The organism is Microbacterium yannicii (genome assembly GCF_024055635.1).
Lineage (GTDB): Bacteria > Actinomycetota > Actinomycetes > Actinomycetales > Microbacteriaceae > Microbacterium > Microbacterium yannicii.
Genome location: NZ_JAMXMB010000037.1, coordinates 108,636 through 134,710 on the forward strand (window position 1 = coordinate 108,636; position 26,075 = coordinate 134,710).

At 70.3% G+C, this 26,075-nt stretch carries 25 protein-coding genes; 12 read left to right on the forward strand and 13 right to left on the reverse strand.

The annotated features are described in order from the left end of the window. The first annotated feature begins 29 nt into the window (after positions 1-29). The 8 genes from NCG93_RS16745 to NCG93_RS16780 all read left to right on the forward strand — a co-directional run bounded on the left by NCG93_RS16745 (position 30) and on the right by NCG93_RS16780 (position 7,496). Entirely contained in the window at positions 30-989 is a 960-nt protein-coding gene (locus NCG93_RS16745) for an ABC transporter permease (RefSeq protein ID WP_194412887.1), read from the forward strand. Continuing rightward, on the forward strand, positions 986-1,849 hold the full coding sequence (locus tag NCG93_RS16750) for an ABC transporter permease (protein WP_194412888.1): 864 nt from the start codon (positions 986-988) through the stop codon (positions 1,847-1,849). The genes NCG93_RS16745 and NCG93_RS16750 overlap by 4 nt, the downstream gene beginning before the upstream one ends. Continuing rightward, positions 1,846-3,558: an ABC transporter ATP-binding protein gene (locus NCG93_RS16755; protein WP_194412889.1), complete on the forward strand. Its 1,713-nt coding sequence runs from the start codon at positions 1,846-1,848 to the stop codon at positions 3,556-3,558. The genes NCG93_RS16750 and NCG93_RS16755 overlap by 4 nt, the downstream gene beginning before the upstream one ends. Next, positions 3,555-4,988 carry an amidase gene (locus tag NCG93_RS16760; RefSeq protein WP_194412890.1) on the forward strand — a complete coding sequence of 478 codons (1,434 nt, stop codon included), beginning with the start codon at positions 3,555-3,557 and terminating at the stop codon, positions 4,986-4,988. Before NCG93_RS16755 ends, NCG93_RS16760 begins: the two co-directional genes overlap by 4 nt. Beyond that, on the forward strand, positions 4,985-5,446 hold the full coding sequence (locus NCG93_RS16765) for a DUF3237 domain-containing protein (RefSeq protein WP_194412891.1): 462 nt from the start codon (positions 4,985-4,987) through the stop codon (positions 5,444-5,446). The genes NCG93_RS16760 and NCG93_RS16765 overlap by 4 nt, the downstream gene beginning before the upstream one ends. 131 nt (positions 5,447-5,577) lie before the next feature. Continuing rightward, the gene (locus NCG93_RS16770) at positions 5,578-6,051 is read left to right on the forward strand and encodes an SRPBCC family protein (RefSeq protein ID WP_194412892.1); all 474 of its coding nucleotides are present in this window, start codon (positions 5,578-5,580) and stop codon (positions 6,049-6,051) included. Positions 6,052-6,096: 45 nt separating this feature from the next. Beyond that, positions 6,097-6,447, forward strand: coding sequence for a sugar ABC transporter ATPase (locus NCG93_RS16775; RefSeq protein WP_194412893.1), 351 nt, complete (start codon positions 6,097-6,099; stop codon positions 6,445-6,447). A gap of 11 nt (positions 6,448-6,458) precedes the next feature. Then, complete coding sequence (locus NCG93_RS16780; protein WP_194412894.1) at positions 6,459-7,496, forward strand: glycosyltransferase; 1,038 nt, start codon at positions 6,459-6,461, stop codon at positions 7,494-7,496. On the opposite strand, the gene NCG93_RS16785 is transcribed toward NCG93_RS16780, so the two are convergent. Beyond that, a complete protein-coding gene (locus NCG93_RS16785; RefSeq protein ID WP_194412895.1) occupies positions 7,436-8,815 on the reverse strand; it encodes a permease prefix domain 1-containing protein in 1,380 nt (459 codons plus the stop codon). The two genes, NCG93_RS16780 and NCG93_RS16785, sit on opposite strands and share 61 nt — an antisense overlap. A gap of 1 nt (position 8,816) precedes the next feature. After that, positions 8,817-9,191 carry a PadR family transcriptional regulator gene (locus NCG93_RS16790; protein ID WP_194413754.1) on the reverse strand — a complete coding sequence of 125 codons (375 nt, stop codon included), beginning with the start codon at positions 9,189-9,191 and terminating at the stop codon, positions 8,817-8,819. A gap of 185 nt (positions 9,192-9,376) precedes the next feature. Between NCG93_RS16790 and NCG93_RS16795 the strand changes: the two genes are divergently transcribed. Next, positions 9,377-10,129 carry a DUF1684 domain-containing protein gene (locus tag NCG93_RS16795; RefSeq protein ID WP_194412896.1) on the forward strand — a complete coding sequence of 251 codons (753 nt, stop codon included), beginning with the start codon at positions 9,377-9,379 and terminating at the stop codon, positions 10,127-10,129. A 118-nt stretch (positions 10,130-10,247) separates the two neighbouring features. Beyond that, entirely contained in the window at positions 10,248-11,330 is a 1,083-nt protein-coding gene (locus NCG93_RS16800; protein ID WP_206687299.1) for a potassium channel family protein, read from the forward strand. Between the two features lie 34 nt (positions 11,331-11,364). Here NCG93_RS16800 and NCG93_RS16805 read toward each other — a convergent pair whose 3' ends face one another. The 8 genes from NCG93_RS16805 to NCG93_RS16840 all read right to left on the reverse strand — a co-directional run bounded on the left by NCG93_RS16805 (position 11,365) and on the right by NCG93_RS16840 (position 21,475). Further along, positions 11,365-12,396, reverse strand: coding sequence for a LacI family DNA-binding transcriptional regulator (locus NCG93_RS16805; protein WP_194412897.1), 1,032 nt, complete (start codon positions 12,394-12,396; stop codon positions 11,365-11,367). Beyond that, positions 12,393-13,922, reverse strand: a complete 1,530-nt coding sequence (locus NCG93_RS16810) for a sugar ABC transporter ATP-binding protein (RefSeq protein WP_194412898.1) — start codon at positions 13,920-13,922, stop codon at positions 12,393-12,395. The genes NCG93_RS16805 and NCG93_RS16810 overlap by 4 nt, the downstream gene beginning before the upstream one ends. A 49-nt stretch (positions 13,923-13,971) precedes the next feature. Beyond that, positions 13,972-14,991: an ABC transporter permease subunit gene (locus tag NCG93_RS16815; RefSeq protein WP_194412899.1), complete on the reverse strand. Its 1,020-nt coding sequence runs from the start codon at positions 14,989-14,991 to the stop codon at positions 13,972-13,974. After that, a complete protein-coding gene (locus NCG93_RS16820) occupies positions 14,988-16,082 on the reverse strand; it encodes an ABC transporter permease (RefSeq protein ID WP_194412900.1) in 1,095 nt (364 codons plus the stop codon). The genes NCG93_RS16815 and NCG93_RS16820 overlap by 4 nt, the downstream gene beginning before the upstream one ends. Next, positions 16,079-17,611, reverse strand: coding sequence for a sugar ABC transporter ATP-binding protein (locus tag NCG93_RS16825; RefSeq protein WP_194412901.1), 1,533 nt, complete (start codon positions 17,609-17,611; stop codon positions 16,079-16,081). The genes NCG93_RS16820 and NCG93_RS16825 overlap by 4 nt, the downstream gene beginning before the upstream one ends. A gap of 125 nt (positions 17,612-17,736) precedes the next feature. Beyond that, complete coding sequence (locus NCG93_RS16830; protein WP_194412902.1) at positions 17,737-18,726, reverse strand: ABC transporter substrate-binding protein; 990 nt, start codon at positions 18,724-18,726, stop codon at positions 17,737-17,739. A 296-nt stretch (positions 18,727-19,022) separates the two neighbouring features. Beyond that, positions 19,023-20,270 carry an MFS transporter gene (locus NCG93_RS16835; RefSeq protein ID WP_194412903.1) on the reverse strand — a complete coding sequence of 416 codons (1,248 nt, stop codon included), beginning with the start codon at positions 20,268-20,270 and terminating at the stop codon, positions 19,023-19,025. Positions 20,271-20,485: 215 nt separating this feature from the next. After that, positions 20,486-21,475, reverse strand: a complete 990-nt coding sequence (locus NCG93_RS16840; protein ID WP_194412904.1) for an ArsR/SmtB family transcription factor — start codon at positions 21,473-21,475, stop codon at positions 20,486-20,488. 74 nt (positions 21,476-21,549) lie between these two features. Between NCG93_RS16840 and NCG93_RS16845 the strand changes: the two genes are divergently transcribed. Both NCG93_RS16845 and NCG93_RS16850 read left to right on the forward strand, forming a co-directional pair. After that, positions 21,550-21,933 (forward strand): cupin domain-containing protein, encoded by a 384-nt coding sequence (locus NCG93_RS16845; RefSeq protein ID WP_194412905.1) that lies wholly within the window; start codon positions 21,550-21,552, stop codon positions 21,931-21,933. 13 nt (positions 21,934-21,946) lie between these two features. Continuing rightward, the gene (locus NCG93_RS16850; RefSeq protein WP_194412906.1) at positions 21,947-22,237 is read left to right on the forward strand and encodes a DUF4287 domain-containing protein; all 291 of its coding nucleotides are present in this window, start codon (positions 21,947-21,949) and stop codon (positions 22,235-22,237) included. Positions 22,238-22,254: 17 nt separating this feature from the next. On the opposite strand, the gene NCG93_RS16855 is transcribed toward NCG93_RS16850, so the two are convergent. Genes NCG93_RS16855 through NCG93_RS16865 form a run of 3 tightly spaced genes read right to left on the reverse strand, consistent with a single transcriptional unit; the run spans position 22,255 to position 26,044 of the window. After that, positions 22,255-24,207: a glycoside hydrolase family 127 protein gene (locus tag NCG93_RS16855; RefSeq protein ID WP_206687300.1), complete on the reverse strand. Its 1,953-nt coding sequence runs from the start codon at positions 24,205-24,207 to the stop codon at positions 22,255-22,257. Beyond that, positions 24,204-25,097 carry a carbohydrate ABC transporter permease gene (locus NCG93_RS16860; RefSeq protein ID WP_194412908.1) on the reverse strand — a complete coding sequence of 298 codons (894 nt, stop codon included), beginning with the start codon at positions 25,095-25,097 and terminating at the stop codon, positions 24,204-24,206. Before NCG93_RS16860 ends, NCG93_RS16855 begins: the two co-directional genes overlap by 4 nt. A gap of 8 nt (positions 25,098-25,105) precedes the next feature. Beyond that, positions 25,106-26,044, reverse strand: a complete 939-nt coding sequence (locus tag NCG93_RS16865) for a carbohydrate ABC transporter permease (protein ID WP_241741585.1) — start codon at positions 26,042-26,044, stop codon at positions 25,106-25,108. Between the last annotated feature and the right edge of the window lie 31 nt (positions 26,045-26,075).

The window sequence follows — 26,075 nt, forward strand, 5'->3', positions numbered from 1 at the left end:
GCGTCACCGCGCAACGGAGAGGGATGACGATGAACGCCAGCGTTGCCCGGCAGCTGCTGGGAAAGCTCGGAGGGCTGCTGCTCACCCTGTTCCTGGCGAGCATCGTCATCTTCTCCGCCGTCCTGCTCACCCCCGGCGACCCGGTCGTCGCGCTCGCCGGGGGTCTGCGGCCGACGCCGGAGATGGTCGCGGCCATCAAGGCGGAGTACCACCTCGATCAGCCGGTGTGGGTGCAGTACTTCTTCTGGATCACGGGGGTGCTCGGCGGCGACCTCGGCACGTCCTTCGTGTACAAGACGCCGGTCGTCGAGCTCATCGCGCCGCGCTTCGGGATCACCCTGCTGCTCGTGCTGTACACGCTGGTGCTCATCGCGGTGTTCGGCATGGGCTCCGGCATCCTGGCGGCCACACGAGGACGGGGAACCGACCGCGGCGTGCTCGTCGCCACCGCGTTCGGCGTCGCCCTGCCGACGTTCGTGGTGGCGATCCTGCTCATCTGGATCTTCGGCCGCGTGCTCGGCTGGTTCCCGGTGTACGGCGCCGGTCAAGGGCTCCTCGACAACCTCTACCATCTGACCCTGCCGGCGATCTCGCTGTCGGTGCTGTACATCGCCTACCTCAGCAGGATCACGCGGGGCGCGGTGGTCGGGCAGCTGCACTCCGAGCACGTCGACACCGCCCGCGTGCGCGGCATCCCGCGCGGTCGGATCTTCCGGCATCACGTGTTCCTCAACGCGTCGCCGCAGATCCTCGCGATCTCCGGCGCCACCGTCGCGGGGCTCTTCGCCGCCTCCGCCATCGCCGAGCAGGCGTTCGGACTAGGCGGGCTCGGCTCGCTGCTGACCGAGGCGGCCGCCCGCAAGGACCTCCCGGTCGTGCAGGTGATCTCGCTCCTGTTCGTGATCCTGTTCGTCGTCTTCAACGCGGCGGCCGACATCGCGATCGCCCTGATCGACCCGGATTCCGTCAAGCCGAGGAGGAACGCATGAGCGTCGCCCAGCTCGCCGGCGGCCGCGTCCCGACCTTCGCCCGTCGCCTGGCCGTGCGCGATCCGCTGCTGATCGCGGCCGGCATCGTGATGATCGGCATCCTGGCCATGGCGCTGTTCGGCCCGCTGCTCGCCCCGTACGACCCGAACCAGTTATACGTCGGACCGGTCGCGGCGCCGCCCTCGCCCGCCCACTGGATGGGCACCGACGACCTCGGCCGCGACATCCTGTCCCGCGTTCTCGTCGGCGCCCGCCCGAGCGTGGTCGGACCGATCCTCGTCGTGCTCGCCTCGTCGCTCCTCGGCACGCTGATCGCCATCGTGTCGGCGTGGTTCGGCGGGTGGGTGGACGGCGCGAGCTCGCGCCTGATCGAGGTCATCTTCGCGATCCCCGGCCTCGTGCTCGCGGTGCTCGCCGTGTCCATGTTCGGCAAGGGCCTCATCGCACCCATCGTCGCGCTGTCGATCGCCTACATCCCGATCGTCTCGCGGCTGGTGCGCGCCTCCGCGCGGCAGGAGCTCTCGAAGCCGTACATCGCCGCCCTGCGGATCCAGGGTGTCGGATCGTTCGCGATCTGCTTCCGCCACCTGGTGCCCGCACTCCTGCCCGCCGTGCTGGCGCAGTCCACGGTGGGCTTCGGTTACGCGATGCTCGATCTCGCCGCGATCTCATACCTCGGTCTCGGCGCCCAGCCCCCGGCATCCGATTGGGGTGTGATGATCGCCGCCGGGCAGCCGTCGCTGCTCGTGGGCGCGCCCGAGCAGTCGATGTTCCCCGCGGCGCTCGTGGTCGTCACCGTGCTCGCCGTCAACATCCTCGGGGCCCGTGTGACCACATGGGCCGAAGGAGCCGACCGATGACCGCTCTCGTGCTCGAACTCGATCAGGTGTCGATCGCCGCGCCGGCGCCCGACCTGGGGCGACACTCTCAGGAACCGCGGATGCTCGTGCACGACTGCACGCTGCAGGTGCGTGCCGGCGAGGCACTGGGCCTGGTGGGCGAGTCGGGGTCGGGCAAGACGCTGTCGGTGCGCGCCGTCGCCGGACTCCTTCCCGAGGGCTTCACCGTGGGCGGCACGATCCGCATCGATGGCGAGGACATCTCGACGCTCCCGCCGCGGCGTCTGCGCTATATCCGTGCGCGGCGCCTGGGCATGGTCTTCCAGACGCCGCGGGCGCACCTGAATCCGCTCCGCACGATCGGCGACTTCATGACGGAGGCGCTCGTCTCGGTCGCGGGGGAGAAGCCGGATGCCGCCGACCGGCGGGCGCAGGACCTGCTCGCCGAGGTCGGCATCCCGGACCCGGCGCGCCGGATGCGCCAGCGCCCGAGCGACCTGTCGGGTGGACTGCTGCAGCGCGTGATGATCGCGGCGACGCTCGCGATGGACCCGCCGATCCTGCTCGCCGACGAGATCACGACGGCGCTCGACGTGACCACGCAGGAGGAGGTGATGGCGGTCATCGCCGACCTCCGCCGCCACCGCGACCTCGCGCTGCTGTTCATCACGCACGACCTGGCGCTGGCCGGCGCCGTCTGCGACCGCGTCGCGGTCATGCAGCACGGGCGCACGGTCGAGACGCTGCGTGCCGCGACGATGCGGCAGGATGCCTCGGATCCGTACACGCAGCGCCTGCTGTCGGCCACGCTGCCGGGCGATCTGATCGCGGACCGCGTCGAGGCCGAGGCGCCCGTGCTGTCCGTTGGCGGGCTGCGCAAGACGTTCCAGGTGCGCTCGCCGCGCGGCGGCCGCGAGGAGTTGGTGGCGGTCGACGACGTCGGCTTCACACTGGCGCCCGGCGGCTCGCTCGGCATCGTCGGCGAGTCGGGCTCTGGCAAGTCGACCACCGCTCGCATCATCTGCGGACTCGAGACGGCGGATGCCGGGTCGGTCACCGTCAAGGGTGCGGACTGGACCCGGCCGGCCCGGAGTGCGGCCGATCGGCGGGCTCGAGCGCGGATCGCTCAGATGGTGTTCCAGGACCCCTACCAGTCCCTCGATCCCCGCCAGACGGTGCGGCAGTGTCTGTCGGAGGCGGTGGCCGTGCATCGGCGCCCCATCGGCCGGGACGAGCTCGACGCCCGCGTCGACGAGCTGATGGACGCCGTGATGCTCGCCCCCGCGCTCGCTGCGCAGCGACCGCGCTCCCTGTCGGGCGGCCAGCGGCAGCGCGTGGCGATCGCGCGGGCGCTCGCCGCCGAGCCCGAGATCCTCGTGCTCGACGAGGCGGTCTCGGCCCTGGACGTCACGACGCAGGTCGAGATCCTGACGCTGCTCGACGGCATCCGTCGGACCACCGGTGTCGCGCTGCTGATGATCTCGCACGACCTGACCACCGTCCGCCGCCTCTGCGATCACGTCGTCGTCATGAGGTCGGGCGCGGTCGTCGAGCAGGGCCCCATCGCCGACGTCCTCGACCGCCCGCACGCCGAGTACACCCGGACGCTGCTCGACTCCATTCCGCGGGCCGGCTGGGTGCCGCGGCGCCGGCTCACCGCACGCACGTCCGCCCTGCCGACCGTCGCGACCGCGACGACCAAGATCCCTACGCCCCGAGGAGAGAGATGACCGACCGAGACCTGTGGCAGCTCAGCATGCGCGAGATCGCGGATGCTGTGCGCTCGCGTTCGACGACCGCACGCGCCGTGATCGACGCCCACCTGGAACGCATCGACGCGGTGAACCCCGCTGTCAACGCGCTCACCGTCGTGTTCCACGAGCGGGCGCGCGCCCTGGCCGATGCCGTCGATGCGGCGCTCGATGCCGGCGAAGACGTCGGACCCCTGGCCGGTGTGCCCTTCACCGTGAAGGAGAACATCGACCTCACGTGGTCGGCGAGCACCAGCGGGTGGCCGTTCATGGCGGAGGCGGTGCCCGCCAAGGACGCCACGATGGTGCGCCGCCTGCTCGAGGCGGGAGCGATCCCGATCGGCCGGGGCAACATGCCCGACTGGGGCCTGCGCTGGGACACCGACAACGACCTGTTCGGCCGCACCCTCAACCCCTGGGACGCGTTCCGGGTGCCGGGCGGATCGAGCGGCGGCGACGCGGTCGCCGTGGCGACCGGCATGACACCGCTCGGCCTCGGGAACGACTACGGCGGGTCGCTGCGGCTGCCGGCATACGCCGCCGGGGTGTGCGCGCTGCGCCCGTCGGCCGGCCGCATCCCCGCGCCGATGGCCGACATCACCGAACCCGTGTCGCTGTCGCTGCAGTTCTTCGCGGTGAACGGGCCGATCGCCCGGACCGTCGACGACCTCGATACCGCGTTCACCGTCATGCACGGCGCCGACGGCAGCGACCCGGCCGCCCTCACGCTGCCGCATCCGGCCGCGTACGACGGTCCCCGGCGGGTCGCCGTCGTGCGCGACCCGCTCGGCTGGGGCGTGGACCCGCAGGTGGCCGCCGCCGTGGACCGCGCAGCCGCGGCGCTCGCCGCAGCCGGATGGACCGTCGACGACGTCGAGCCGCCGCTGATCGAGGAGGCGGCGACGCTGTGGCGCCGCATCTCGACCACCGAGATGGTCGGCGCCTTCCTGCCCGGTGCGCTGCCCATGCCCCTGTCCCACGGTTCGACCCGGTACTTCCTCGACAACGCCGAGCAGACAGAGGTGCTCGCGTCGGGCGAGGCGTACGGCGGCGCCTGGGCTCGGCGCGCGGTGATCGCGGCCGCGTGGGAGAGGTTCCAGGCGGAGTACCCGATCGTGCTGGGTCCGGTCTCGGCGCGGCGCATGCCCGAGATCGGCTACGACCTCTCAGGCCCAGCGGCCACCACCGAGCTGTGGCGCGACCACCGGCTGCTGGTGACGGTCAACTTCCTCGGGCTGCCCTCGGTGGCCGTGCCGACCGGGCTGGACGAGGACGGCCTGCCGACGGGGGTGCAGCTCATCGGGCCGCGCAACGCCGACCACGTCTCGCTGGCGGCGGGTCGGGACGTCGAGGCCGCGCTGGGCGGCCTGACCCCCGTCGAGGCACGCATCGCCGGAGCTGTCGCGTGACGGGCTGGGAGCCCGGGCTCGAGTTCGTCTTCGAGCTGAAGGTGGCGGTGTCGGAGCCGATCCGGGTCGGGCGCACGGCATCCGAGGATCTCAACGTGACGCCCATCGTGGGCGGCACGATCTCGGGACCGCGGTTGAACGGACGCGTGCTGGGGGTCGGCGCCGACTGGTGGGTGACGCGGGGGGCGACGACGCAGCTCGACGCGCGGTATCTCATCGAAGCAGACGACGGCGCGGCGATCGACGTGGTGAACCGCGGCTACTGGCACGCCGCCGAAGACGTCGAGCGGCGTCTGTATGCCGGTGAGGACGTGGGGGAGGAGGACCTCTACTACCGCACGACGTTCGTCTTCCAGACCGGCGCGGAGGCGCACCGCTGGCTCACTGAGGCTCAGTTCGTCGGCTACGCACGGCCCGAGCCGGGGCAGGTCTGCATCCGGGTGTTCCGCGTCCGCTGACGGGCGAAGGCCCGGCCCCCAGGCAGTGGGCGAGCTGAGCCGGGCAATAGCTGCGGCCTTCCGCGGAGTCAACCCCGTGTCTCGGCATCCCGCGGTTTCGTACGGTGGCTGTTCCAGTGAAAGGAGCCGTCATGGCGACCAGCATTGTGACAGCAGAGATCGACGTCGACGCCCCCATCCGGGCCGTGTACGACCAGTGGACGCAGTTCGCGGAGTTCCCGCGCTTCATGTCCGCGGTCGACCGCATCGATCAGCTCGACGACCAGCGCACCCACTGGGTCGTCAACATCGGGGGAGTGGAGCGTGAGTTCGACGCCACCATCACCGACCAGATGCCCGACGACCATATCTCTTGGGCGAGCCACGGTGAGAAGCTCCACACCGGCCGTGTCAGCTTCGTGCCGGCGGGCGACGGCACGCGGGTCTCCCTCGAGATGACCTGGGTGCCCGAGTCGTTCACCGAGAAGACGGGCGCCGCGCTCGGCATCGACGAGCGCGCCGCGAAGAAGGACCTCGAGCGCTTCAAGGAGTTCATCGAGGAGCGGGGCCGCGAGACGGGCGGCTGGCGCGGCGAGATCCACGGCGGGGCGACCCGCGAGGCGTGATCCCGCGTCCGACGTCTGAACCGAGCTCGAGAAGAGGAGAACCTCATGTCCGACAGTCTTCCCGCCGACATCCCGCCGGCACCCGACGGCCAGCTGGGGACGGAGCAGGCCGGGATCCAGCCGCTCCGCGACCGCGATACGTCGATAGAGCCGGATCCCACGCGCGACCCGGCACAGGCGGAGTGGGATCGCACCACCGCGCTCGACGCGGGCGAGGATCCCGACATCGAGACGGCGACGGGGGACGATCCCGCGCACCTGCCGTCCGATGGCGACGAGGTGCCGCGGGAGGATCTGCCGTCCGCGGCCAGCCAGCCCGATACCCAGGGGTTCAGCCCTGAGATCGCCGAGCTCGGCGACGCGGGGCAGGGCGATCTCGCACCCGAGGACTACTAGGCAGGCGCGACGTGCAGGTCCTCTTCTGGCCGATTCACGGCGGATACACCGACGCCTTCGTCCGCGGCGAGCACGAGTACCTGCTGCCGGTGCGCAGCGTGCGGCCCGGCGAAGACGGCGTCGGCGGCGGCGGGGGATGGGAGCGGGCGCGGCCGGTCGCGCTCGATGACCTGCGCGGAGAAGACATCGACATCGTCGTGTTGCAGCGTCCGGAGGAGATCGACCTCGTCGAGTCGCCGACGGGGCGCGTGCCGGGCCGGGATCTGCCAGCGGTCTATCTCGAGCACAACACCCCTGGTCCCGCTGCGTTCACCACGCGGCATCCGCTCGCCGATCGCCGGGACATCCCGATCGTCCACGTCACCCATTTCAACCGGCTGTTCTGCGACAACGGGATCGCACACACGGCCGTCGTGGAGCACGGCGTGCCCGGTCCGGGCCCGCTCTACTCCGGGGAACTGGCCCGGATCGGCGTCGTCGTCAACGAACCGGTGCGGAGATGGCGCGCCGTCGGCACCGATCTGCTGCCCGCGTTCACGCGGGAAGCGCCGCTGGACGTCTTCGGCATCGACGCCGGCCTGCTGCGGGAGGCGTTCGACGACGACGCGGCGATCACCGGCATCGAGAGCGTGGCGCCCCGGCGCCTGCACGCCGAGTTCGCCCGCCGCCGGGTGTACCTGCATCCGTTCCGCTGGACCTCGCTCGGACTGTCGCTGATCGAGGCCATGCATCTCGGGATGCCGGTGGTCGCGCTCGCGACGACCGAGGCGGTACGGGCGGTCGCCGCCGGCACGGGCGTCGTCTCGACCGACGTCGACGATCTGCGCAGGGCCGCGCGGACCTTCCTCGAGGAGCCGGAATGGGCCGCCGAGGTGGGCGCCCGGGCGCGCGAGCACGCCCTGGCCCTCTACGGCCTGCCGGCGTTCCTCGAGCGATGGGACGAGGTGCTCCTCGAGGCGATCGCGGCCCGGCCCGGCCCCGGGGTGGTCTACGCGAACGCGAACAGCGGCGGGAACGCCACGACGACGATCGCCGCCCACGCCAGGTAGACCGGCAGGAAGCCCGTCTGCCACCGCTCCAGGCGCTCGAAAGGCGTGCGGCGCAACGTGAACCGCAGCTGCAGCCAGGCCGCGCCGACGAGGTTCGCGAGCAGGATGACGTTGAGTCCGAGCGAGGCGAGCTTGTTGGGGCTCGCCCCCCACTCCGCGATCCGCCCGATCATCGCGACGAGCACCATGATGTCGACGACGAGCGCGGCCGCCACCATCAGCAGCTGGAGCCGGTCGAACCACGAGGGCGGGGCGAGCGGCTCGCGGGCCGACAGCGCGTAGAGCAGCAGGCCCACGACGACCACCAGCACGATGTCGAAGAGGATGAGCAGATCGCGCTGGCCGAACACCTCGGTCTCGCCCCCGTCGACGAGGTTCCCCTGCACGAGCCCCGCGACGATGAAGGCCAGCAGCAGCAGCGTGAACAGCGGCGTGAACAGCTTGGTCAGCACCGGGGCGATGTTCTCGATGACGCTCTGCTTCGCCTCGACGAGCCACGCCGCGACGACGACGGCTCCGGCGACGCCGCACGGCACCATGAACTGCTCGACGAACCACTCGGCGTCGAGGCCGATCGCCGAGAACACCCCCATCGTCAGCGCCACCAGCACGCCGCCGCCGAGGGCGATGAGGGCGAGGTACACCAGCCACTCGCCGGTGAACCGGATGAAGTCCATCCGGGCGCGGCTCGACCTGACGCGCCCGTCGACGTAGGCGATGCCCGTCACGATCCACAGCGCCACGGCCGCATGGGTGGCCGCCAGTACGAGTGTCGAGCCGTCCGGTGCGAACGGGTACACCGCCATCACGACGGCGGTGAGAAGGAACGGCACGCCCACCACGGCGACGGTCGCGGCGGATGCCCGGCGGCGCACCAGGAAGTAGGCCGCGAGGAACGGCAAAACGAGCAGGGACCCGAAGCGTGCGTAGAAGTCGCCGTCTTCACCGAAGCGGATGCCGAACACCGCCGGAAGCTGGATCGCCAGCGCCGCGCCGATCGCCAGCCCGACGGCCAAGGCAAGACCGGCGCCGCTGCGGGCGGCGCGCGGCGCGCCCGGGAACATCAGCTGCTTCCAGAGCCGGTCCGAGTGCTCGCGGGCGAATTCCCGAGACAGGTCGTCGAGTCCGCCCAGGCGCTTCACCGCGACGAGGAACGCCTCGTCGCCGTCGAGACCGGAGGCTTCAAGACGATCGATCTGACCGCGCAGGTGGTCTTCGAGCTCGTCGACATCGCGGCCGTCGATCGCCTCGGGGCGCGAGACGTACGCGCGCCACGCCGAGATCTGCTCCTCGATGCGGGGTTCGAGGTCGTCTGCCATGTCACGCACCTCCGAACGCCGGGGCGCCCGCGAAGTCGGTGCCGCCGTCGCGGTCGGACCACACGCGTTGCAGCGCCCGGCTCACGACCGCCCATTGCCGCCGCTGCTCGGCGAACGCGGCGCGGCCGGTGGCGCTGAGTCGGTAGTGCTTGCGCGGGCGACCGCTGGGGGAGGCGCCCCACGACGACTCGACGTGCCCGAGCCGCTCGAGCCGGTGCAGGAGCGGATACAGCATGCCGTCGCTCCACTCCAGCTCGCCGCCCGACAGCTCGCCGACGCGCTGCAGGATGGCGTAGCCGTACGACTCGCCGTCGGCGAGGATGCCCAGCACCATCGGCGTCGCAGCCGCGGCCACGAGGTCTTTGCCGATCTTCACATCGTCCTCCATACGTAGAACACCTACGTACATAGAAGTACAAGTTACCTAGAACTGCAAGGTACTCCCGCGACCGCGCGTGACGCCGCGTGACGGAGGCGCGCGGGCCGTGGGAATGGGTACGCCCGCGGCGTGTTGGGATGGGGAGGGCGAAACCGCCGCCCGCACCCCGACGAAGGACCCGCATGACCCTCCCCACGAGCACCCCCGACACCGTCACCGACGCCCGCTGGAACGCCGTCGCGTCCGAGCACGGTGTCGCCGCCCTGCGGTACACGCACTGGCTGGATGACGAGCCCCGCGCCTACGACGGCGCGCCGGGGCTCTGGCGCGCGGCGGACGACCGCGTGGTCGGCACGGCGCTGCGGTCGGACGCGTCGGACGCACCGCTCGACGAGGTCGTCCTGGCGCCCGGAGAGCACCTCGACGTCGGCCGCCTGCGGCTGAAGGCGATCAGCCGCGAGGGCGCGCCGGCGCTGCGCGTCTTCGACCCCGAGATCTCCGGACGCACGCGGCTGCGCGGCATCCTGTCCTTCCCTCACGACGACGCGTGGGCGATCACCGGTGTGTTCCGTCCGGCGCCTGAGGGGCAGATCAACGTCATCCGGAGCGTCGACGGATACGAGCGCGAAGAGCCGGCCGTCGGCACGATCGCCCTCGAGGTCGGCGGCGCGCCGGTCGAGCTCACGGTGACCGGAGACCCGGAGTCGGGTCTCAGCGCCGTGATCGCGGATGCCACGAGCAACGTCGACGCGTACCGCTTCCGCTTCCTCGAGATCGAGGCGCCGGCCGCGGACGGCTCGGTCACCGTCGACTTCAACGACGCCTACCTGCCGCCGTGCGCGTTCAGCGACCACTACGTGTGCCCGCTGCCGCCGGCGAACAACCGCCTCGCCGTGCGGGTCGAAGCCGGGGAGCGCACCACGGTACTGGACTGAGCGCCTCGGCCTCGGTCTCGGATGACGGCGAAGGCCCGGTCGCGCCGCGGGGAGCGGTACGTGGACAATGGGGCATCAGCCGGAGGGTGTCCGGCATGGTCCGATCCGAGGAGCCGACATGGCCCGTTCCCTCTCCGAGATCCGCGAACGTTCCCGTGAGCGCGCGCGGCTGCGGGCCGCCGCGCGCTCCGAGCTGAAGAACACCGCGTACGAGATCTTCATCGGCGCGCTGTCGATCCTGTCGATCATCAACCTGGTGCTCGTCTACGCCATCGCCGGCGACGGCGCGGTGGAACTCGTCCTGTCGGTCATGAACGCGCTGTTCAGCGCCATCTTCCTCGGCGATTTCATCTACCGGATCTCGACGGCGCCGTCGGCGGGGCGCTACTTCTTCCGGGGATTCGGCTGGGCGGATCTGCTGGCAAGCCTCCCGTTCCCGCAGTTCAAGGTCCTGCGCGTGTTCCGGCTGCTGCGCGTGTTCCGGCTCCTGCGCGAACTCGGTCCGCGCACGGTCTGGGCGACGCTCATCCACGACCGCGCCAACAGCGCGCTGATGACCCTGCTGCTGATGGGCGTGCTCGTCCTGCAGTTCGGCAGCATCACGATCCTGTACGTCGAGGAGGACGCGGACGGCGCCAACATCACGACGGCCTCGGACGCGCTCTGGTACACGATCGTCACGATCTCGACGGTCGGCTACGGCGACCAGTACCCGGTGACCAACGTCGGCCGGCTGATCGGCACTCTCATCATCGTCGTCGGCGTCGGCATCTTCGGCACCTTCACCGGATACCTGGCGAACCTGTTCCTCGGGCCCGGCAAGGGCGCAGCCGCGGCGGCGGAGACGGATGCCGCGTCCGCCGATCCGGGCGACACCTCGGCCGAGGAGGCCTCAGGCGCCGGGCCCGCCGCGCAGCCTGCCTCGAGCACCGACGCGAGCGCGTCGCAGCCGTCGATCGCACGCCACGCGGCCAAGGGGGTGGCGGCCGGTGCGGTGGCGGGTGCCGTAGAGACGGGGGTCTCGGCCGGCGCGGGCACGGCGGACGGCAGCGATGTCGACGCTCTGTCAGACGAGGCGACCACTGCGGCTGCCGCCGTACCCGATCCGGGCGAAACGGCCGAGCGGCTGCGCGTGCTGCTGGCGCAGTCCGAGGAGGCGATGGCCGAGATGCGGCGGCTGCTCGCCGCCGCGACGCCGTAGCACCCCGTCGTCCGGGCGGATGCGCGAGAGGGCGTCAGGCCTGAGCGGTGCCGTGACGCTGCGGCCGGGTGGAGTTGCGCACGATGAGATGCGTGGGCAGCGGGGTGTCCTCGGTGACGCTGTCGGGCTCCTCCACCGCGATCAGCACCTTCTGCATCATGAGTTCGCCGAGGCTCGCGAAGTCCTGGCGCACCGTGGTGAGCGCCGGGTAGAGGTAGCCCGCCTCGGGCACGTCGTCGAAGCCGACCACGCTGACGTCCTCGGGCACGCGGAGCCCGCGCTCGCGCAGCGCCGACAGCAGACCGATCGACATGTGGTCGTTGGATGCGAACACCGCCGTCCCGGGATCGATCTCGAGGTCGGCGCCCAGCCGGTAGCCGCTGGCCGCCGACCAATCGCCGTGCCTCGGCTCGACGACCTCGAGGCGGCGCGCCCCGAGTTCGTCGCGCCAGCCGCGGATGCGCTCGACGGCGTCCGGAGCGCGCTGGGGGCCGGCGAGGTGGAGGATGCGGGTATGGCCGAGTTCGGCGAGGTGGCGGACCGCCGATCGGGCGCCCCGGTACTGATCGATCGACACGATGAGGGGACTCCGGCGCGCGGTCGCGGCGGCGGCCACCACCGGGATGCTGAGATCGAGGCCCCGGACGACCTCGAGCACGCCGATGTCGACGACGATCAGCACGATCGCGTCGACCCGCTGGCGCAGCAGCGACTCGATCACCTCTCGCACGGCGGCGGGGTCGGGATCGAGAGCGCTCACCGTCTCGACGCTGTAGCGCTCGGCGCGGGCAGCGAAGTTGAAGGCCGTGGCCACCGACGTCGGGCCGTAGTCCGAGACCCCGGGCGCGACGAGCCCGATCGTGCGGGTGCGGCGCGTGACGAGTGCGCGGGCAGCGGGGGAGGGACTGTAGCGCAGCTGCGCGATCGCCTGCTCCACCCGTGCGCGGGTGGCGGGGCGGACGTTGGGCAGGTCGTTGAGCACCCGCGAGACCGTCTGGTGCGAGACGCCCGCGAGCCGGGCGACATCGAAGATGTTCGCGGAGCGCGCCTGCTTCTCGTCGGTCACCGCGCTCCCTCCTCGTCGGCGTCGTCGGCCTGTGCGACGAGGGCCATGAGGGAATCGACGGTGAGCGCGTCGGAGGGCAGCGTGTCGACCACGCGACCGCCGCGAAGGATGGCGACACGGCCGGCGACGCGCAGCACCTCCTCGAGCTCGGCCGAGATGAACACCACCGACAGTCCGTTGTCGGCGAGCTCGCCCACGAGGTTCTGGATCTCGACCTTGGCGCCGACGTCGATGCCCCGCGTCGGCTCGTCGAGGACGAGCACACGCGGTGACAGCGCGAGCAGCCGTGCCAGCAGCACCTTCTGCTGGTTGCCGCCGGACAGCGTGCCCGCCGGGCGGTCGGGATCGGGGGGCCGGATGTCGAGCGCCTCGATCCAGCTCATCGCCAGTTCGCGGCGGCGCTGATCCCGCATGCGTCGGAAGATCCCCCGCTCGGCCTGCAGCGCGAGCGTGATGTTGTCCTGCACGCTGAGCTCGCTGATGATGCCCTCGGTGCGGCGGTTCTCCGACGAGTAGACGACGCCGAACGTGATCGCCTCGCGCGGGCTTCTCGGTTCCACCGATCTGCCGCTGATCGTGATGATCCCGGCGTCGAGCCGGTCGGCGCCGGTGATCGCGCGCGCCAGCTCAGTCCGTCCCGAGCCGAGGAGCCCGGCGAGTCCGAGCACCTCGCCCTCGTGCAGCACGACGTCTGCGTCGGCGATGCCGGGAGCGACCGTCACGCCCTCAGCGTGGAGAAGAGCGGATGCCGCCTCCGGCGCTGCCTCGACGCGATCGCGTGTGCCCAGATCCGAGGCGCTGCGTCCGAGCATCTTCTCGACGAGGTCGATGCGCAGCAGCTCGCTCGGCAGGTACTCGCCGACGAGCCGGCCGCCGCGGAGCACGGTGATGCGATCTGCGATCTCGTAGACCTGGTCCAGGAAGTGCGAGATGAAGATGACCGCGACGCCGCGCTCCTTGAGGTCGCGCATCACCCGGAAGAGCTCAGCCACCTCATCGATGTCGAGGCTGGAGGTGGGCTCGTCCAGCACGAGCATCCGGACGTCGATCGAGATCGCCCGTGCGATGGCGACGAGCTGCTGGATCGCGAGCGAGTGACTTCCGAGCATCGATGCCGGGTCTATCGTCAGGCCGAGCCCCGACAGCACCTCCGCGGCGCGCTCCCGCATCGCGGACCAGTGGATGGTGCCGAAGCGACGAGGTTCCCGGCCGAGGCAGATGTTTTCGGCCACCGTGAGATTCGGCAGCAGATCGATCTCCTGGTAGACCGTGCTGATCCCGGCGCGCAGCGCGTCGGCCGGTGTTCCGAACCGGATGGGGTGCCCGTCGAGCTCGATGCGCCCGCTGTCGAGCTGCAGCGCCCCGGTGAGCGCTTTGATGAGCGTCGACTTGCCGGCGCCGTTCTCTCCCATGAGCGAGTGAACCTCGCCGGGGAACACGCGGAAGCGCACGTCGTCGAGCGCGGTCTCCGCGCCGAACCTTACCGTCGCCCCGGTGAGTTCCATGAGCGGACGCCGCTCGTCCATCACGCCATTATGTCGTGAGACGCGAGCAGGCCCGCTCATGGCACTCGGGTCAACGGCGACGCTCGGACCGGGTGACGATGAACCGCTGCACGACGATGAAGAGCAGCAGCAGCCCGCCGATGATGATGCGGGTCCAGGACTGCTCCGCGCCCATGAACGCGATGATCGTCTTGATGATGCCGTACACGAGCACGCCGATCATCGAGCCGATCACGTAGCCGGATCCGCCCGTCAGGAGCGTGCCGCCGATGACCACCGCGGCGATCGCGTCCAGTTCGGTGCCGACGCCGTTGAGCGGATACCCGGCGCCCGAGTAGGCAGTGAGGACGAGGCCGGCGAGGCCGCCGCAGACGCCGCTGATGACGTAGACGAGGATCTTCGTCCGGGCAACCGGCAGACCCATCAGCCGCGCCGACTGCTCGTTGCCGCCGATGGCGTAGATCGTGCGCCCGAAGCGCGTCCACTGCGTCACGAAGATGCCGACCGCGACGACGAGGAGGGCGAGGATGCCGGTGGGAGTCAGGTACCAGTCGCCCACCGTGAGCCGCGTCCGCTGCAGCCACAGCACGGCGGGGTCCTCCACGCGGATCGAGGAGAGGCTGACCACGAAGGCCAGGCCGCGCGCGAGGAACAGCCCCGCCAGTGAGGCGATGAACGGCTGCACATCGAAGTACTGCACGAGCACTCCGATCAAGAGCCCGATCGCAGCGCCTCCGAGCAGCATCAGCGGAATCGCCACGACGGCCGGAAGGCCCTCGGCCAGCAGCTTGGCGCACAGGATGCCGGTGAACGCCATCACCGATCCGACCGACAGGTCGATGCCGCCCGTCAGGATCACGAACGTCAGCCCGACCGCGAGGATCAGCAGGTAGGCGTTGTTCAGCAGCAGCGCCGACAGGTTGCGGGGCGTGATGAAGTTGCCGAAGGCGAACTGCGCGCCGACGAGCAGCACGATCAGGATCACGATGGCCGCGAACATGGGCATGAGCGAGGAGTGGCGGCTCATGAAGGTGGCGTAGCGGGTGCCGAACGTCGGGCGCCCGGCCTCGGTGTGAGTCGTCGTGGTCATCGGACCGCCTCCGCCTTCGTCGGCTCCGTCGTCGTTGAGGGTGTGGGTGGGGTTGGCGGTGTGTTCCCGCTCGCGCTCCCGCCGCCGGAGCGGCGCGATGCGATCAGTCGACGCGCCCATCGATGCAGCCGCGGCGACTGGACCAGGACCACCACGATCACGACCGCCGCGAAGAACACCGGTGCCTGCGCAGACGGCACGCCGAGGAACAGGATCGTCGACTCGAGCGTCTGGATCGTGAGGACGCCGACGACGGTTCCTGCGATGGTGAACTTGCCGCCCATGAGCGACGTGCCACCGAGCACGACGGCGAGGATCGCGTAGAGCTCGATGTACAGCCCCGCGGCGTTCGCGTCGGCCGCCATGATGTTCGAGCTGTAGAGCACGCCCGCCATGCCGGCCAGCACGCCGCTCGCGGCGTAGGCACCGAAGACGATGCCTCGGGCTCGGACGCCGGCCAGACGGCTCGCCGCAGGGTTGATGCCGACGGACTCCGTCAGGACGCCGAGCGCGGTACGCCGCTCCAGCAGCGCGATGACCGCGATCGCCGCGACGGAGATGAACAGGGCGAACGGCAGGCCGATGACGTACCCGGTCGCGATGAACTTGTAGGGCGCGCTGGTGACCGTCGTGATGAAACCGTCGGTGATCAGCAGGGCGACGCCGCGGCCCGCGAGCATCAGCACGAGGGTCGCGATGATCGGCTGGATGCCCAGCACCGCGATGAGGAAGCCGTTCCAGACGCCGAGAACCAGGGCCACGAGGATGCCGACCAGGAGCGCGACGGCGACGGTGCCACCGCTGCCCGGGTCGCCGGAGGTGTCGATGATCGTGAGCGCCACCGCGCCCGAGACGGCCATGATCGCGCCGACTGACAGGTCGATGCCCCGGGTTGCGATGACGATAGTCATGCCGAGGGCCACGAGCATGAGCGGGGCGCTGTTGCGGAGGATGTCGATCAGCGCCCCGTACAGCTCGCCGTCGCGCACGGTGATGCTGATGAATTGCGGCCGCGCGATCGTGTTGACCACGATCAGCGCGAGCAGGGCCGCGACCGGCCAGAACAGCCGATGTGTGACGAGCTTCTTCACGCTGCGCTCCCCTCGCCCTCGTTGGCGATGTAGTCGATGAGCAGATCGAGGTCGACGGTGCTGGAGTCCAGTTCGCCGATGCGGCGTCGGTCGCGCATGACGACGACTCGCTGTGCCAATCGAAGCACTTCTTCGAGCTCCGATGAGATGAAGATGACCGACAGCCCCTGCGCCGAGAGCTCGGCGACCTTCCGCTGGATGTCGGCCTTCGCCCCGACGTCGATGCCGCGGGTGGGCTCGTCGAGGATGATCAGCTGCGGCGCGGTCGCCAGCCACCGGGCCAGCAGGACCTTCTGCTGGTTGCCGCCGGACAGATTGCGCACCAGCATGTCGGGGTCGGCCGGGCGCACGCCGAGCGCCGTGATGTACTCCGAGACCACCTGATCGCGCTCCGCGCGGCGCATCGGCCGCATCCATCCGCGCTTGGCCTGGATGCCGAGCACGATGTTCTCGGCGACGGTCAGGTCGGCGATGATCCCCTCGGCGCGGCGGTCTTCGGAGGAGAACGCGATGCGGTGGTCGATCGCGTGCCGGGGCGACGTCAGCCGCGCCGGTCGACCTCCGATCTCGACGGTGCCCGAGTCGGCCTTGTCCGCACCGTACAGCAGGCGCACGAGCTCGGTGCGGCCGGACCCGAGGAGCCCGGCGAGGCCGACCACCTCGCCCTCGTAGATGTCGAGGTCGGCGGGCTCCAGCATCCCTCTCCGTCCGAGTCCGGTCGCGCGCAGCACGGGGGTCGCCGTCCGGTCGATGGCGCGATCGGCGGTGCGCGAGATCGCGGCGAGCTCGTCGAGCTCGCGCCCGATCATCTGGCTCACGAGGCTGTCGCGGGGCAGATCGGCCGCGACGTGCTCGCCGACGAGCCGGCCGTTACGCAGCACCGTGATGCGGTCGGAGATCTCGTACACCTGGTCGAGGAAGTGGCTGACGAACAGGATCGCGACGCCGTGATCGCGGAGTTCCCGGATCACGGCGAACAGGCGTTCGACCTCACCGCGGTCGAGGCTGGAGGTGGGCTCGTCGAGGATGAGCACCTTGGCGTCGAGCACCATGGCGCGGCTGATCGCGACGAGCTGCTGGATCGCGATGGAATGGCTCGAGAGGATCGAGCGGGTGTCGATGGTGAGGCCGAGCCCCGCGAGGTGCTCGGCGGCGAGCCGGTGCACCGCCCTCCAGTCGATGCCCGCACGGCCACGCGGCTCGTGTCCGAGCATCACGTTCTCGCCGACCGAGAGGTTGGCGGAGAGGTTGACCTCCTGGTAGACGGTGGAGATCCCTGCCGCCTGCGCATCCGCCGTGGCGGCGAACACGCGCTCCTCGCCGTCGACCGCGATCGTGCCGCTGTCGATCTGGTACACGCCGGTCAGCGCCTTGATGAGGGTCGACTTGCCTGCGCCGTTCTCGCCCATGAGGGCGTGCACCTCGCCGCGGCGGAGCGTGAAGTCGACGTCGTCGAGGGCGAGGACGCCGGGGAAGCTGATGGTGATGCCGCGCATCGCGACGGCGGGGATGTCTTCGTTGACGGTCATGCGCGTCCGTGTCTTCTGTCGGGTCCGGGCTTCGAGCCTCGGGATACGGGCTTCGGGCGTCGTGTCGAGTCCGACGTCCGTCGGGAATCGGCCTCAGCCGATCCCCGACGGACGCGGGGCGGGAATCAGTACGCGCGGGAGTCGATGACCTCGGCGGCCTGCTCCTGCGTGAAGGACTGGTCCTCGACGTAGTTCGCCTTCTCGACGTCCTTGTCGGCGAGCACGTCGGTCACGAGACCGGCGGCGAGCTCGCCGAGCAGCGGGTTGCATTCCACGATGAAGTTGATCTTGCCGTCGACCAGCGCCTGCATGCCGTCATGCACGGCGTCGATCGAGATGATCTTGATGTCCTCACCGGGAACGCCGCCGGCCGCCTCGATCGCCTCGATCGCGCCGAGCGCCATGTCGTCATTGTGCGCGTAGAGCAGGTCGATGCCGTCCAGGCCGTACTTCTGGAGGAAGCCCTCCATGACCGTCTTGCCGCCGTCGCGCGTGAAGTCGCCCGTCTGCGAGTCGATCGTCTCGATCGCCGTGCCGTCGATCGCCTCGTTGAAGCCCTCGGCACGGTCGTTCGCGGGCGCCGAACCCGTGGTGCCCTCGAGCACGACCATCTTCGTCGGAGTGTCGCCGAAGTTCTCTGCCGCCCACTCGCCGGCGGTCACGCCCTCCTTCTTGAAGTCGAGGCCGACCCAGCTGGCGTAGAGATCATCGGACGAGGTGACCGTGCGGTCCTCGAGGATGACCGGGATGCCGGCATCCGATGCCTCCTGCAGCACGTCGTCCCATCCGTCCTCCACGATCGGGGCGATGACGATCGCGTCGACGCCCCGGCTGATGAAGTCGCGAACGGCCCCGATCTGTGCCGCCGGGTCGTTGTCGGCCGCGTTGAAGACGAGCTCGAAACCGTTGTCCTCGGAGAACGCGTCCTTCATGGACTCGGTGTTGGCGCTGCGCCACCCCGACTCGGAACCGGTCTGCGCGAAGCCGACGGTCACGAGCTCGTCGCCACCGCCGTCGCCGGCTGCGCCGGCCCCGGTGTTCGAACTCGCGCAACCTGTGGCCGCCAGCGCCAACGCTCCCAGAAGCGCTGCACCGGCGAGAATCCTCTTCTTCATTCCCAAAACCTCCTCGTTCGGGTCCGGCGTCGATGCCGGTGTGTCACTGTGCCCCGGGCCGCGCTCGGCCGCCCGTCCGCCTGAATGTTAGCCTTCACATTCCAGGGTTGCGCAAGATGTGAGCGGTAACATTTGCGTAACGCGGTTTTGCCGGTTGGGTCCGCAAGCCCGTGATTCCGCTCCTGCGGGCCGAAAGTGAGGGATCACATTCGTCGGCGAGGGCGCCGCTGATGTGCTGCCGCTGCCGGCGCCGGTGATGAGCGCGTTCACAACGCGCGATCTGGAGGCACCCAGGCTCAGTGGCGCGAAGCGACCGCGTTCCAGATGCCGGCACCGAGGACGACGGTGGCGGCGACCAGCGGCGCGACCAGGGCTGTCGTCGCTCCTGAGCTGTCAGCCACGAGGCCTGTGACGGCGGATGCGGCGGACTGACCGACGACGACGGCCGAGCCGAGCATCGTCATGACCGTCGCCGAGCGTCCGCGCGGGCTGAAGGCTGCCGCAAGGCTGTACTGGGTGACGAGCGTGGGGCCGATGCCCACGCCGATCGCGAGCAGGCAGACCGCCATCGCACCGACGGTGCCGACGAACGGGAGCGACACGGCCCCGGCGACGAGGATCGACGCGAACGTCAGCCACCGCGCGCGCAGGGTGAAGCGCGACGGGAAGAGCGCGACGCCGAGCGCGAGCGCGGCGGATCCGATTCCCATCGCGCCGTAGACCAGACCGGCCTGCTCGGGCACGCCGCGCTCGGCCATGAAGGCCGTGAGCGAGGTCAGCATCGCGCCGAAGAACAGGCCCATGCCGAGCGCGCCGACGACCGGCGCGAACACGCGCGCGCGGAAGAGCTCCCGCAGCGGCGCCTGTTCGGGGCGCACGCCGCCCGCGGAGGGCGCGGCCTTCGCGGCGGTCGGATGCAGGGCGAACGCGGTCACGAAGACCAGGCCCAGCACGGCGGCGCCGATCACCGGTGCCGCCGGGTTGAGCGTCGTCGCCAGGAGGCCGACGATGACCGGACCGAAGACGAACACGATCTCGTCCGCCGCCGACTCGTACGCCATGGCGCCGTTCACGACGGGTGTGCGTCGCTCCTTCGGGTACGCGCGTCCGATGATGCCGACGAGGCGGCTCCGCGAGAGCGGCGCGACCTGGGGCATCGAGGCGCCGATGAAGAACGCGACAGCGAGCAGGGCGGCATCCGGAACAGGGGCGAAGGCCAGCCAGGCGAAGGTCGCGAGCATGACGCTGTTCGTCGCACCGGCGATCAGCAGCACGCGCCGCTGGCCGAAGCGGTCGGCCGCGGCACCCAGGAGGGGGCCGACGAGCGCGGTGCCCAGGCCGGTCATCGCGCTCGTCACTCCGCCGAGGGCGAGCGATCCTCGTGCCGATACGACGAGGGTCAGGATGCCGACCACCATCATGGCGAACGGCAGACGCGCGATCAGCGCGATGGGGAAGTACGCGTAGCCGGCCTCGCGAATGAGGCTCGGGCGTCGGACGGTCTGCGCAGGGCGCTGTCGCGTGCCGGTGAGGGTCGTGTGCATCGTGGTTCGGGGCTTTCCTGCCGCAGAAGGCGGCATTGCGTGCCGCCTTGTCCGCAGCCAAGAGCGCCGCAGGCAGGTAGATGCACATCGAGGATGGCCCGACCAGTCTACCGGCGCCACCTGGACGGCGCCTGGCTACGGGGTCGGGTCGTCCCCGAACACCGGTCCCTGAGCTTGTCGAAGGGCGCTTCGAGAAGCTCAGCGACCAGTCAGGGTCAGAGCACCGCGCCGACCATCGCCTCGCCGAGCGGGGTGCGGCGGTGCAGCACGCGCGCTCCCTCGCGTGTGCTCGCAAGGAGGCCGGCATCGCGCAGCACGGTGAGGTGGTGCGACGCGGTCGAGATCGCGAGGCCGGTGTCGCCCGCGACCTGGGACGTGGTCCTCGGCTCATGCGCGTCGAGCAGGATGCGGGCGCGCGCCGGTCCCAGCAACGCGCCCAGGGCGGAGGTCGCATCGGCGGCGTCTCGCGCCCAGGTCGCCGACACTCCCTGCGCCGGATAGAACAGGGTCGGCTGCGCCGGCGGCTCGGTGAGCACGAAGCATCCCGTCGTGCCCATCACCGACGGCACCAGGACCAGTCCGCTGCCGCGGCAGTCGACGACCTCGCTCCAGATCCGCATGGTGACGCGAACCGCGCCGTCGGTCCAGGCGACGCGATCGTGCAGCGTCTGGATCATGGCGCCGATGCCGCTCTCGGCGATCCGTCGCGACCGCACCGCGATGTCGGCGCGGAGCAGCCGCTCCAGCTGCGTCCATACCGGGGCGACGCCGGCGTTCCAGACCGACAGCCACGCCTCCGCGATCATGGCTCGAGCGCGATCCGGCTGATCGAGCATGCGCTGGACGGCGGCCCGACGGGCGCCCCCGGTGCGCGCCAGCACCTTCGCCATGTCGACGCGGAAGCGGTCGTCGTCGATGTCGCGCAGCCGCTCCGCCTCCGCCTCGGGCGTGAGCTCCCACGTCGGAGTGGTCGTGAAGAAGTCGGGGAAGTAACCCTCGTCGCGGATCAGCAGCGCCAGCACCTCGAAGTCCTCACGCGGGATGGCGCTGCGGGTGGTGCGCATCCATCCCCACTGCAGGGGGTACTCGTCGGGTCGCAGCAGGGCGCGCACCGCGTGACACAGCTCGTGGCCGGGCGAGACGCCGAACCTGATCGTGGTCAGGTCGTCCGGCGCGAGCTGGAAGTCGACGAACTTTCGATCCACATCGAAACTATAGGGCGGCCGGTCGACGACGAGGAGGCTGAAGTCACACCACCAGCACGCGGACGGAGCACCTCATGACCACCACCATTCCCGCCATCGTCCCCGCTGCCGAGCTCGTCGTCGGCACCGGACGCCTGCGCCGATTCATCGGCGTCGAGCACGGGGCTGCCGTCTCGTACTTCTTCGTCGACAACGAGCCCGGGCAGGGTCCCGACATCCATCGCCATCCCTACGCCGAGACGTGGGTGCTGCTCGACGGCGAGGCCCGCATCACGATCGACGGCGAGACCCTGGATGCCGTGGCCGGCGATACCGCAACGGCCCCCGCCGGCGCGTGGCACGGCTTCAAGAACTCCGGAAGCGGACGACTGCGCGTGCTCTGCATCCACGCCTCGGACCGCATCATCCAGGAGTGGCAGGACGAGCCCGGGGTTCTCGACATTCCCACCAGCGACTGATTGGATCACGAATATGACATTCCAGGCATATCTCGACAACATCGAGGAGAAGACCGGCCTCACGCCGCGTCAGTTCATCGACTTGGCGCACGAGAAGGGCTTCGACGAGAGCACGAAGTCCGCGCCGATCGTCGAGTGGCTCGCCGCGGACTACGGTCTTGGTCGCGGGCACGCGATGGCGCTCGTCCACGTCATCACCAAGGGCCCGCAGATCAGCGACAAGCACGTCGGCACCGGCACCGCTCACTCCGATCCGTCGAACATGCTGTGGCTCGACGGCAAGGCGACGAACCCGAACCCCTAGTCAGGCGAAGCCCTGACTCAGGTCGCGACGGGGATCCACACGCGCATGGTGGAGGGTCCCCGCTCCGCCCACTCGTGGTACGGAACCAGGGGGACGGAGACGGATGCTGCGCCCCCGGGCGCTGCCGCTGCGCCGGAGTACGGCCATGCCGACGCGGAATCGTCTGCGCCGATCGATGTCACGTCGATCCAGACGCGCCCGTCGCGTTCGAAGGGTCTCGCGTTCGGAGCAAGGACGATGTCGGCGACGTCGGCAGGGCCCGATGGCCCGAGGTCGACGGACTCGAGCGCGTAGACCTCCGGGCCGCGCTCGATCGCGACACATCCGCGGACCGCGTCGATGCGTGAGTCCGGGCTGCTGATGCGCGGCGTCATCGGCAGGTCGAGTTCGACGGTGTCGCCGGCGCGAAACGCTCGGCGGACCTCCACGCGTCCCGGTGCGACCTCGCGCTCCTCGGCCGGACCGCCGTCCGCGGGAGTGAGTCGCAGGCGGGCGCCGTGCGCCCACGAGGGCACGCGCAGCGTGAGGGTCCACGGCTCGTCGGGCGCGGCATCCCCCCGCGAGATCACGCGGATCCGACCCGATGCCGGGTAGTCCGTCTCGACGTCGAACGCGACGATCCGGCCGTCCGGCAGCGTCGTGTCGACGCTCGCGGACGCGTACTGGTGCAGCTGCACGCCGTCGTCGTCCGATGTCGCGAGATAGGCGTCGAGACTCGCGAGCGTCCGCGCGACGTTCGGGGGGCAGCACGACACCTCGAACCAGGGGGCGCGCAACGACGACGAGGCGCGGGGCGAGGTGGCCTCCTCGTCCGCCGGCACGCCGGGCACACGCTGGTGCAGCGTGTTCGCGTAGAAGAACGAGCGGCCGTCGGGCGCGGGCGACGTGGCCACGACGTTGTACAGGGTGCGTTCGATGAGGTCCGCGTGCCGAGGATCGCCGCCCGCCAGCAGCAGGCGCCACGAGAACATGACCGACCCGACCCCGGCGCAGGTCTCCGAATAGGCGCGGTCCGCCGGCAGCTCCCAGTCCTCGCCGAATGCCTCGTCCTGGTGGTGCGAACCCTGGCCGCCGGTGATGTAGGTCCGCCGCGCGACGGTACGGTCCCACTGCCCGCGGAGAGCGCCGAGCAGTTCGTCGTCGCCGGTGTCGACCGCGACGTCGGCAGCGCCCGCCGCCAGGTAGTTCGCGCGCACCGCGTGGCCGCGCAGAGCGGTCGCCTCGCGCACGGGCACGTCGTCCTGGAAGTACTTGCGCCCCCATTCGATGTCACCCAGGGTGCCCCCGCCGTGGCGCTCGACGAACACGCGCGCCTGCTCGAGGTAGCGAGGCTCGCCGGTCGCCCGGGCGAGCTCGACGAGCCCGACCTCGACCTCGGCGTGGCCGCAGATCCCGTCGCGGGCGTCGGCGCCGAACTCCGCACACACCAGGTCGGCGGCGCGCACCGCGATGCGGAGCAGTCCGTCGTCCGCCCCTGGGCGCGTGCGTTCCCGCGCGACAGCCGCCTGGAAGAGGTGGCCGAGGCAGTACAGCTCGTGACCCCACTCGAGTTCGGACCATCGCGCTCCCTGGCCCGCGCGGCCGAACCGGGTGTTGAGATATCCGTCGGACTCCTGAGCTGCCGCAACACGGCCGACGACGGCGCGGAACCGCGCTTCGAGGTCGGCGTCATCGGTCCGGCCGATCTCCCAGGCGAGCGCCTCGAGGTACTTGTACACCTCGGAGTCCGAGAACTCGCGTCCGCGGCGCCCGTCCGGCAGGGTGCCGGCGGCGGCGCGGTCGAAGTTGCCCAGCCAGCCCTCGGACTCCAGGCGGCTCTCGATGTGCGCGAGTGTGTTGCGGCCGTTGACGGCCTGCCGCTCGCCCCAGAAGCCGCCGGTGATGCGGACCTCCTGCTGACCGAGGGGGCGGAGGCGGCCCCGCGCCGGAGCGACGGGCGCCTGGGGCGCGGTAGTGGTCTGCATGGTCATCCCTTGAAAGCTCCCGACATGAATCCTCGGACGTAGTGGCGCTGCAGCACGAGGAACAGCACGATGCAGGGGAGGGCCAGCACGACCACCCCCGCCTCCGTCGCCCCGTAGTCGATGACGCCCTGCACCTGCACACGGAGGTTCGAGACGGCCAGCGGCAGCGTCATCCGGTTCGTGTCGGTGATCAGGATCAGCGGCGCCATGAAGTCGTTCCAGGCGGCGAGGAAGGCGAACATGCCGACGGTGATGAGCCCGGGCTTAACCGCGGGCAGCAGCACGAGCCGCAGCGCCCCGAAGGTGGTCGCGCCGTCCACCAGGGCCGCCTCGTCGAGCTCGCGCGGGACCGACTCGAACGAGATCCGCATCATGAACATCGAGAACGGCAGCTGGAACATCGTGAGGACGATCGCGACGCCGACCAGGGAGTTGCTGAGGCCGACGGCGTTGAGGATCACGTAGAGGGGGATGAGCAGCGTCGTGTAGGGCACCATCAGGATCGCGAGCACCGTCAGGAACAGCAGGTTCTTGCCGGGGAAGGTGAATCGCGCGAACGCATACCCGCCGAGGGTGGAGACCACCAGGGTCAGCAGCACCGTCAGCAGCGCCACGAACGTGGAGTTGCCGAGATACACCCAGATGCCCGCCTGGTAGTTGGCCAGCGCGGCGTAGTTGCCGAGCCCCCAGCCTTCGGGCTGGCTGGTGCCTGCGCGGGGGGCCATGGACGATACGGCGGTCCAGATGAGGGGATACAAGAACATGATCGCGAGCGCCGTGGTCAGCACCGCGTAGGGGATGCCGAACACGATGCGTGCCGCGGGGGACCGCCGCGCGCGGCGGGAGGGCTGCACCTCGATGAGGCGGGTCGACGACGGAAGTGTCTGTGTGGACATGGCGGGCCTCAGTCCTCGTCCGTGCGGCGGAACGCGCGCAGCTGGAACATGTTGATGACGATGAGCGCCAGCAGCACGATCACCGACAGCGCCGCCGCGATGCCGAGGTTGTTCTGGCCCTGGAAGGCGACGTTGTAGATCAGCTGCACGATCGTCATGGTGCTGTTGTCGGGTCCGCCCTTGGTGAGGATGTAGAACTGCTCGAAAGCCAGCAGCGAGCCGGTGACGCACAGCACGATGGTGAGCGCGAACGTGGGCCGCAGCAGCGGAAGGGTGATGCCGCGGAAGGTCTGCCACGCCGAGGCGCCGTCGATGCGCGCGGCCTCGTAGACGTCGTCGGGGATGGCCTGCAGTCCCACCAGCATGAGCAGCATGTAGAAGCCGGCGTACCGCCACACGATCAGGAACACGGTCGACCACAGCGCGCCCTCGGGAGTGCCGAGGAACGTGAAGCCCCACGACTGCATGAGGTCGGCGAACGGACCTGCATAGGGCGAATAGAGCACGTAGAAGAGGAGGGATGCCGAGGCCAGGCCGAGCGCGCTCGGCACGAGGAACGACGTGCGCAGCAGCGACTTCCACCGGGTGGACTCCTGCACCAGCAGCGCGAGCCCGAGGCCCAGGCCGATGAGGAGGATCGTCGTGATCACTGTGTACTTCACGGTGAACCAGATGGCGTCCCAGAAGAGGCGGTGGTCGACGGCGTCGACGTAGTTCTCGGGGAGGTTCCAGCCCTGGTTGCCCGAGAGCAGCGGCCAGTCGGATGCCGACATCTGCAGCACGAGCAGCAGCGGCAGGAGGAAGACGAACACCACGAACAGCGTGGTCGGCGATGCGTAGAGCCACCCGCGCACCGCCTCGCGCCTGGCGCGGGAAGAGCGGTGCGGCGGCGGCGGGGAGGGGATCATCGGTGGACTGGTCGGCGGGGTCAGCGTCTCGGCGGACATGGCGTTCGTTCTCCGGGGATGGGGGCGGTGG

What these genes read in the sequence shown, in the direction of transcription:
- NCG93_RS16745 (WP_194412887.1), top strand. Translation starts at nt 30, where the DNA reads ATGAACGCCAGCGTTGCCCGGCAGCTGCTGGGAAAGCTCGGAGGGCTG.
- NCG93_RS16750 (WP_194412888.1), top strand. Translation starts at nt 986, where the DNA reads ATGAGCGTCGCCCAGCTCGCCGGCGGCCGCGTCCCGACCTTCGCCCGT.
- NCG93_RS16755 (WP_194412889.1), top strand. Translation starts at nt 1,846, where the DNA reads ATGACCGCTCTCGTGCTCGAACTCGATCAGGTGTCGATCGCCGCGCCG.
- NCG93_RS16760 (WP_194412890.1), top strand. Translation starts at nt 3,555, where the DNA reads ATGACCGACCGAGACCTGTGGCAGCTCAGCATGCGCGAGATCGCGGAT.
- NCG93_RS16770 (WP_194412892.1), top strand. Translation starts at nt 5,578, where the DNA reads ATGGCGACCAGCATTGTGACAGCAGAGATCGACGTCGACGCCCCCATC.
- NCG93_RS16775 (WP_194412893.1), top strand. Translation starts at nt 6,097, where the DNA reads ATGTCCGACAGTCTTCCCGCCGACATCCCGCCGGCACCCGACGGCCAG.
- NCG93_RS16785 (WP_194412895.1), bottom strand. Translation starts at nt 8,815, where the DNA reads ATGGCAGACGACCTCGAACCCCGCATCGAGGAGCAGATCTCGGCGTGG.
- NCG93_RS16795 (WP_194412896.1), top strand. Translation starts at nt 9,377, where the DNA reads ATGACCCTCCCCACGAGCACCCCCGACACCGTCACCGACGCCCGCTGG.
- NCG93_RS16800 (WP_206687299.1), top strand. Translation starts at nt 10,248, where the DNA reads ATGGCCCGTTCCCTCTCCGAGATCCGCGAACGTTCCCGTGAGCGCGCG.
- NCG93_RS16810 (WP_194412898.1), bottom strand. Translation starts at nt 13,922, where the DNA reads ATGGACGAGCGGCGTCCGCTCATGGAACTCACCGGGGCGACGGTAAGG.
- NCG93_RS16815 (WP_194412899.1), bottom strand. Translation starts at nt 14,991, where the DNA reads ATGACCACGACGACTCACACCGAGGCCGGGCGCCCGACGTTCGGCACC.
- NCG93_RS16825 (WP_194412901.1), bottom strand. Translation starts at nt 17,611, where the DNA reads ATGACCGTCAACGAAGACATCCCCGCCGTCGCGATGCGCGGCATCACC.
- NCG93_RS16830 (WP_194412902.1), bottom strand. Translation starts at nt 18,726, where the DNA reads ATGAAGAAGAGGATTCTCGCCGGTGCAGCGCTTCTGGGAGCGTTGGCG.
- NCG93_RS16835 (WP_194412903.1), bottom strand. Translation starts at nt 20,270, where the DNA reads ATGCACACGACCCTCACCGGCACGCGACAGCGCCCTGCGCAGACCGTC.
- NCG93_RS16845 (WP_194412905.1), top strand. Translation starts at nt 21,550, where the DNA reads ATGACCACCACCATTCCCGCCATCGTCCCCGCTGCCGAGCTCGTCGTC.
- NCG93_RS16850 (WP_194412906.1), top strand. Translation starts at nt 21,947, where the DNA reads ATGACATTCCAGGCATATCTCGACAACATCGAGGAGAAGACCGGCCTC.
- NCG93_RS16855 (WP_206687300.1), bottom strand. Translation starts at nt 24,207, where the DNA reads ATGACCATGCAGACCACTACCGCGCCCCAGGCGCCCGTCGCTCCGGCG.
- NCG93_RS16860 (WP_194412908.1), bottom strand. Translation starts at nt 25,097, where the DNA reads ATGTCCACACAGACACTTCCGTCGTCGACCCGCCTCATCGAGGTGCAG.
- NCG93_RS16865 (WP_241741585.1), bottom strand. Translation starts at nt 26,044, where the DNA reads ATGTCCGCCGAGACGCTGACCCCGCCGACCAGTCCACCGATGATCCCC.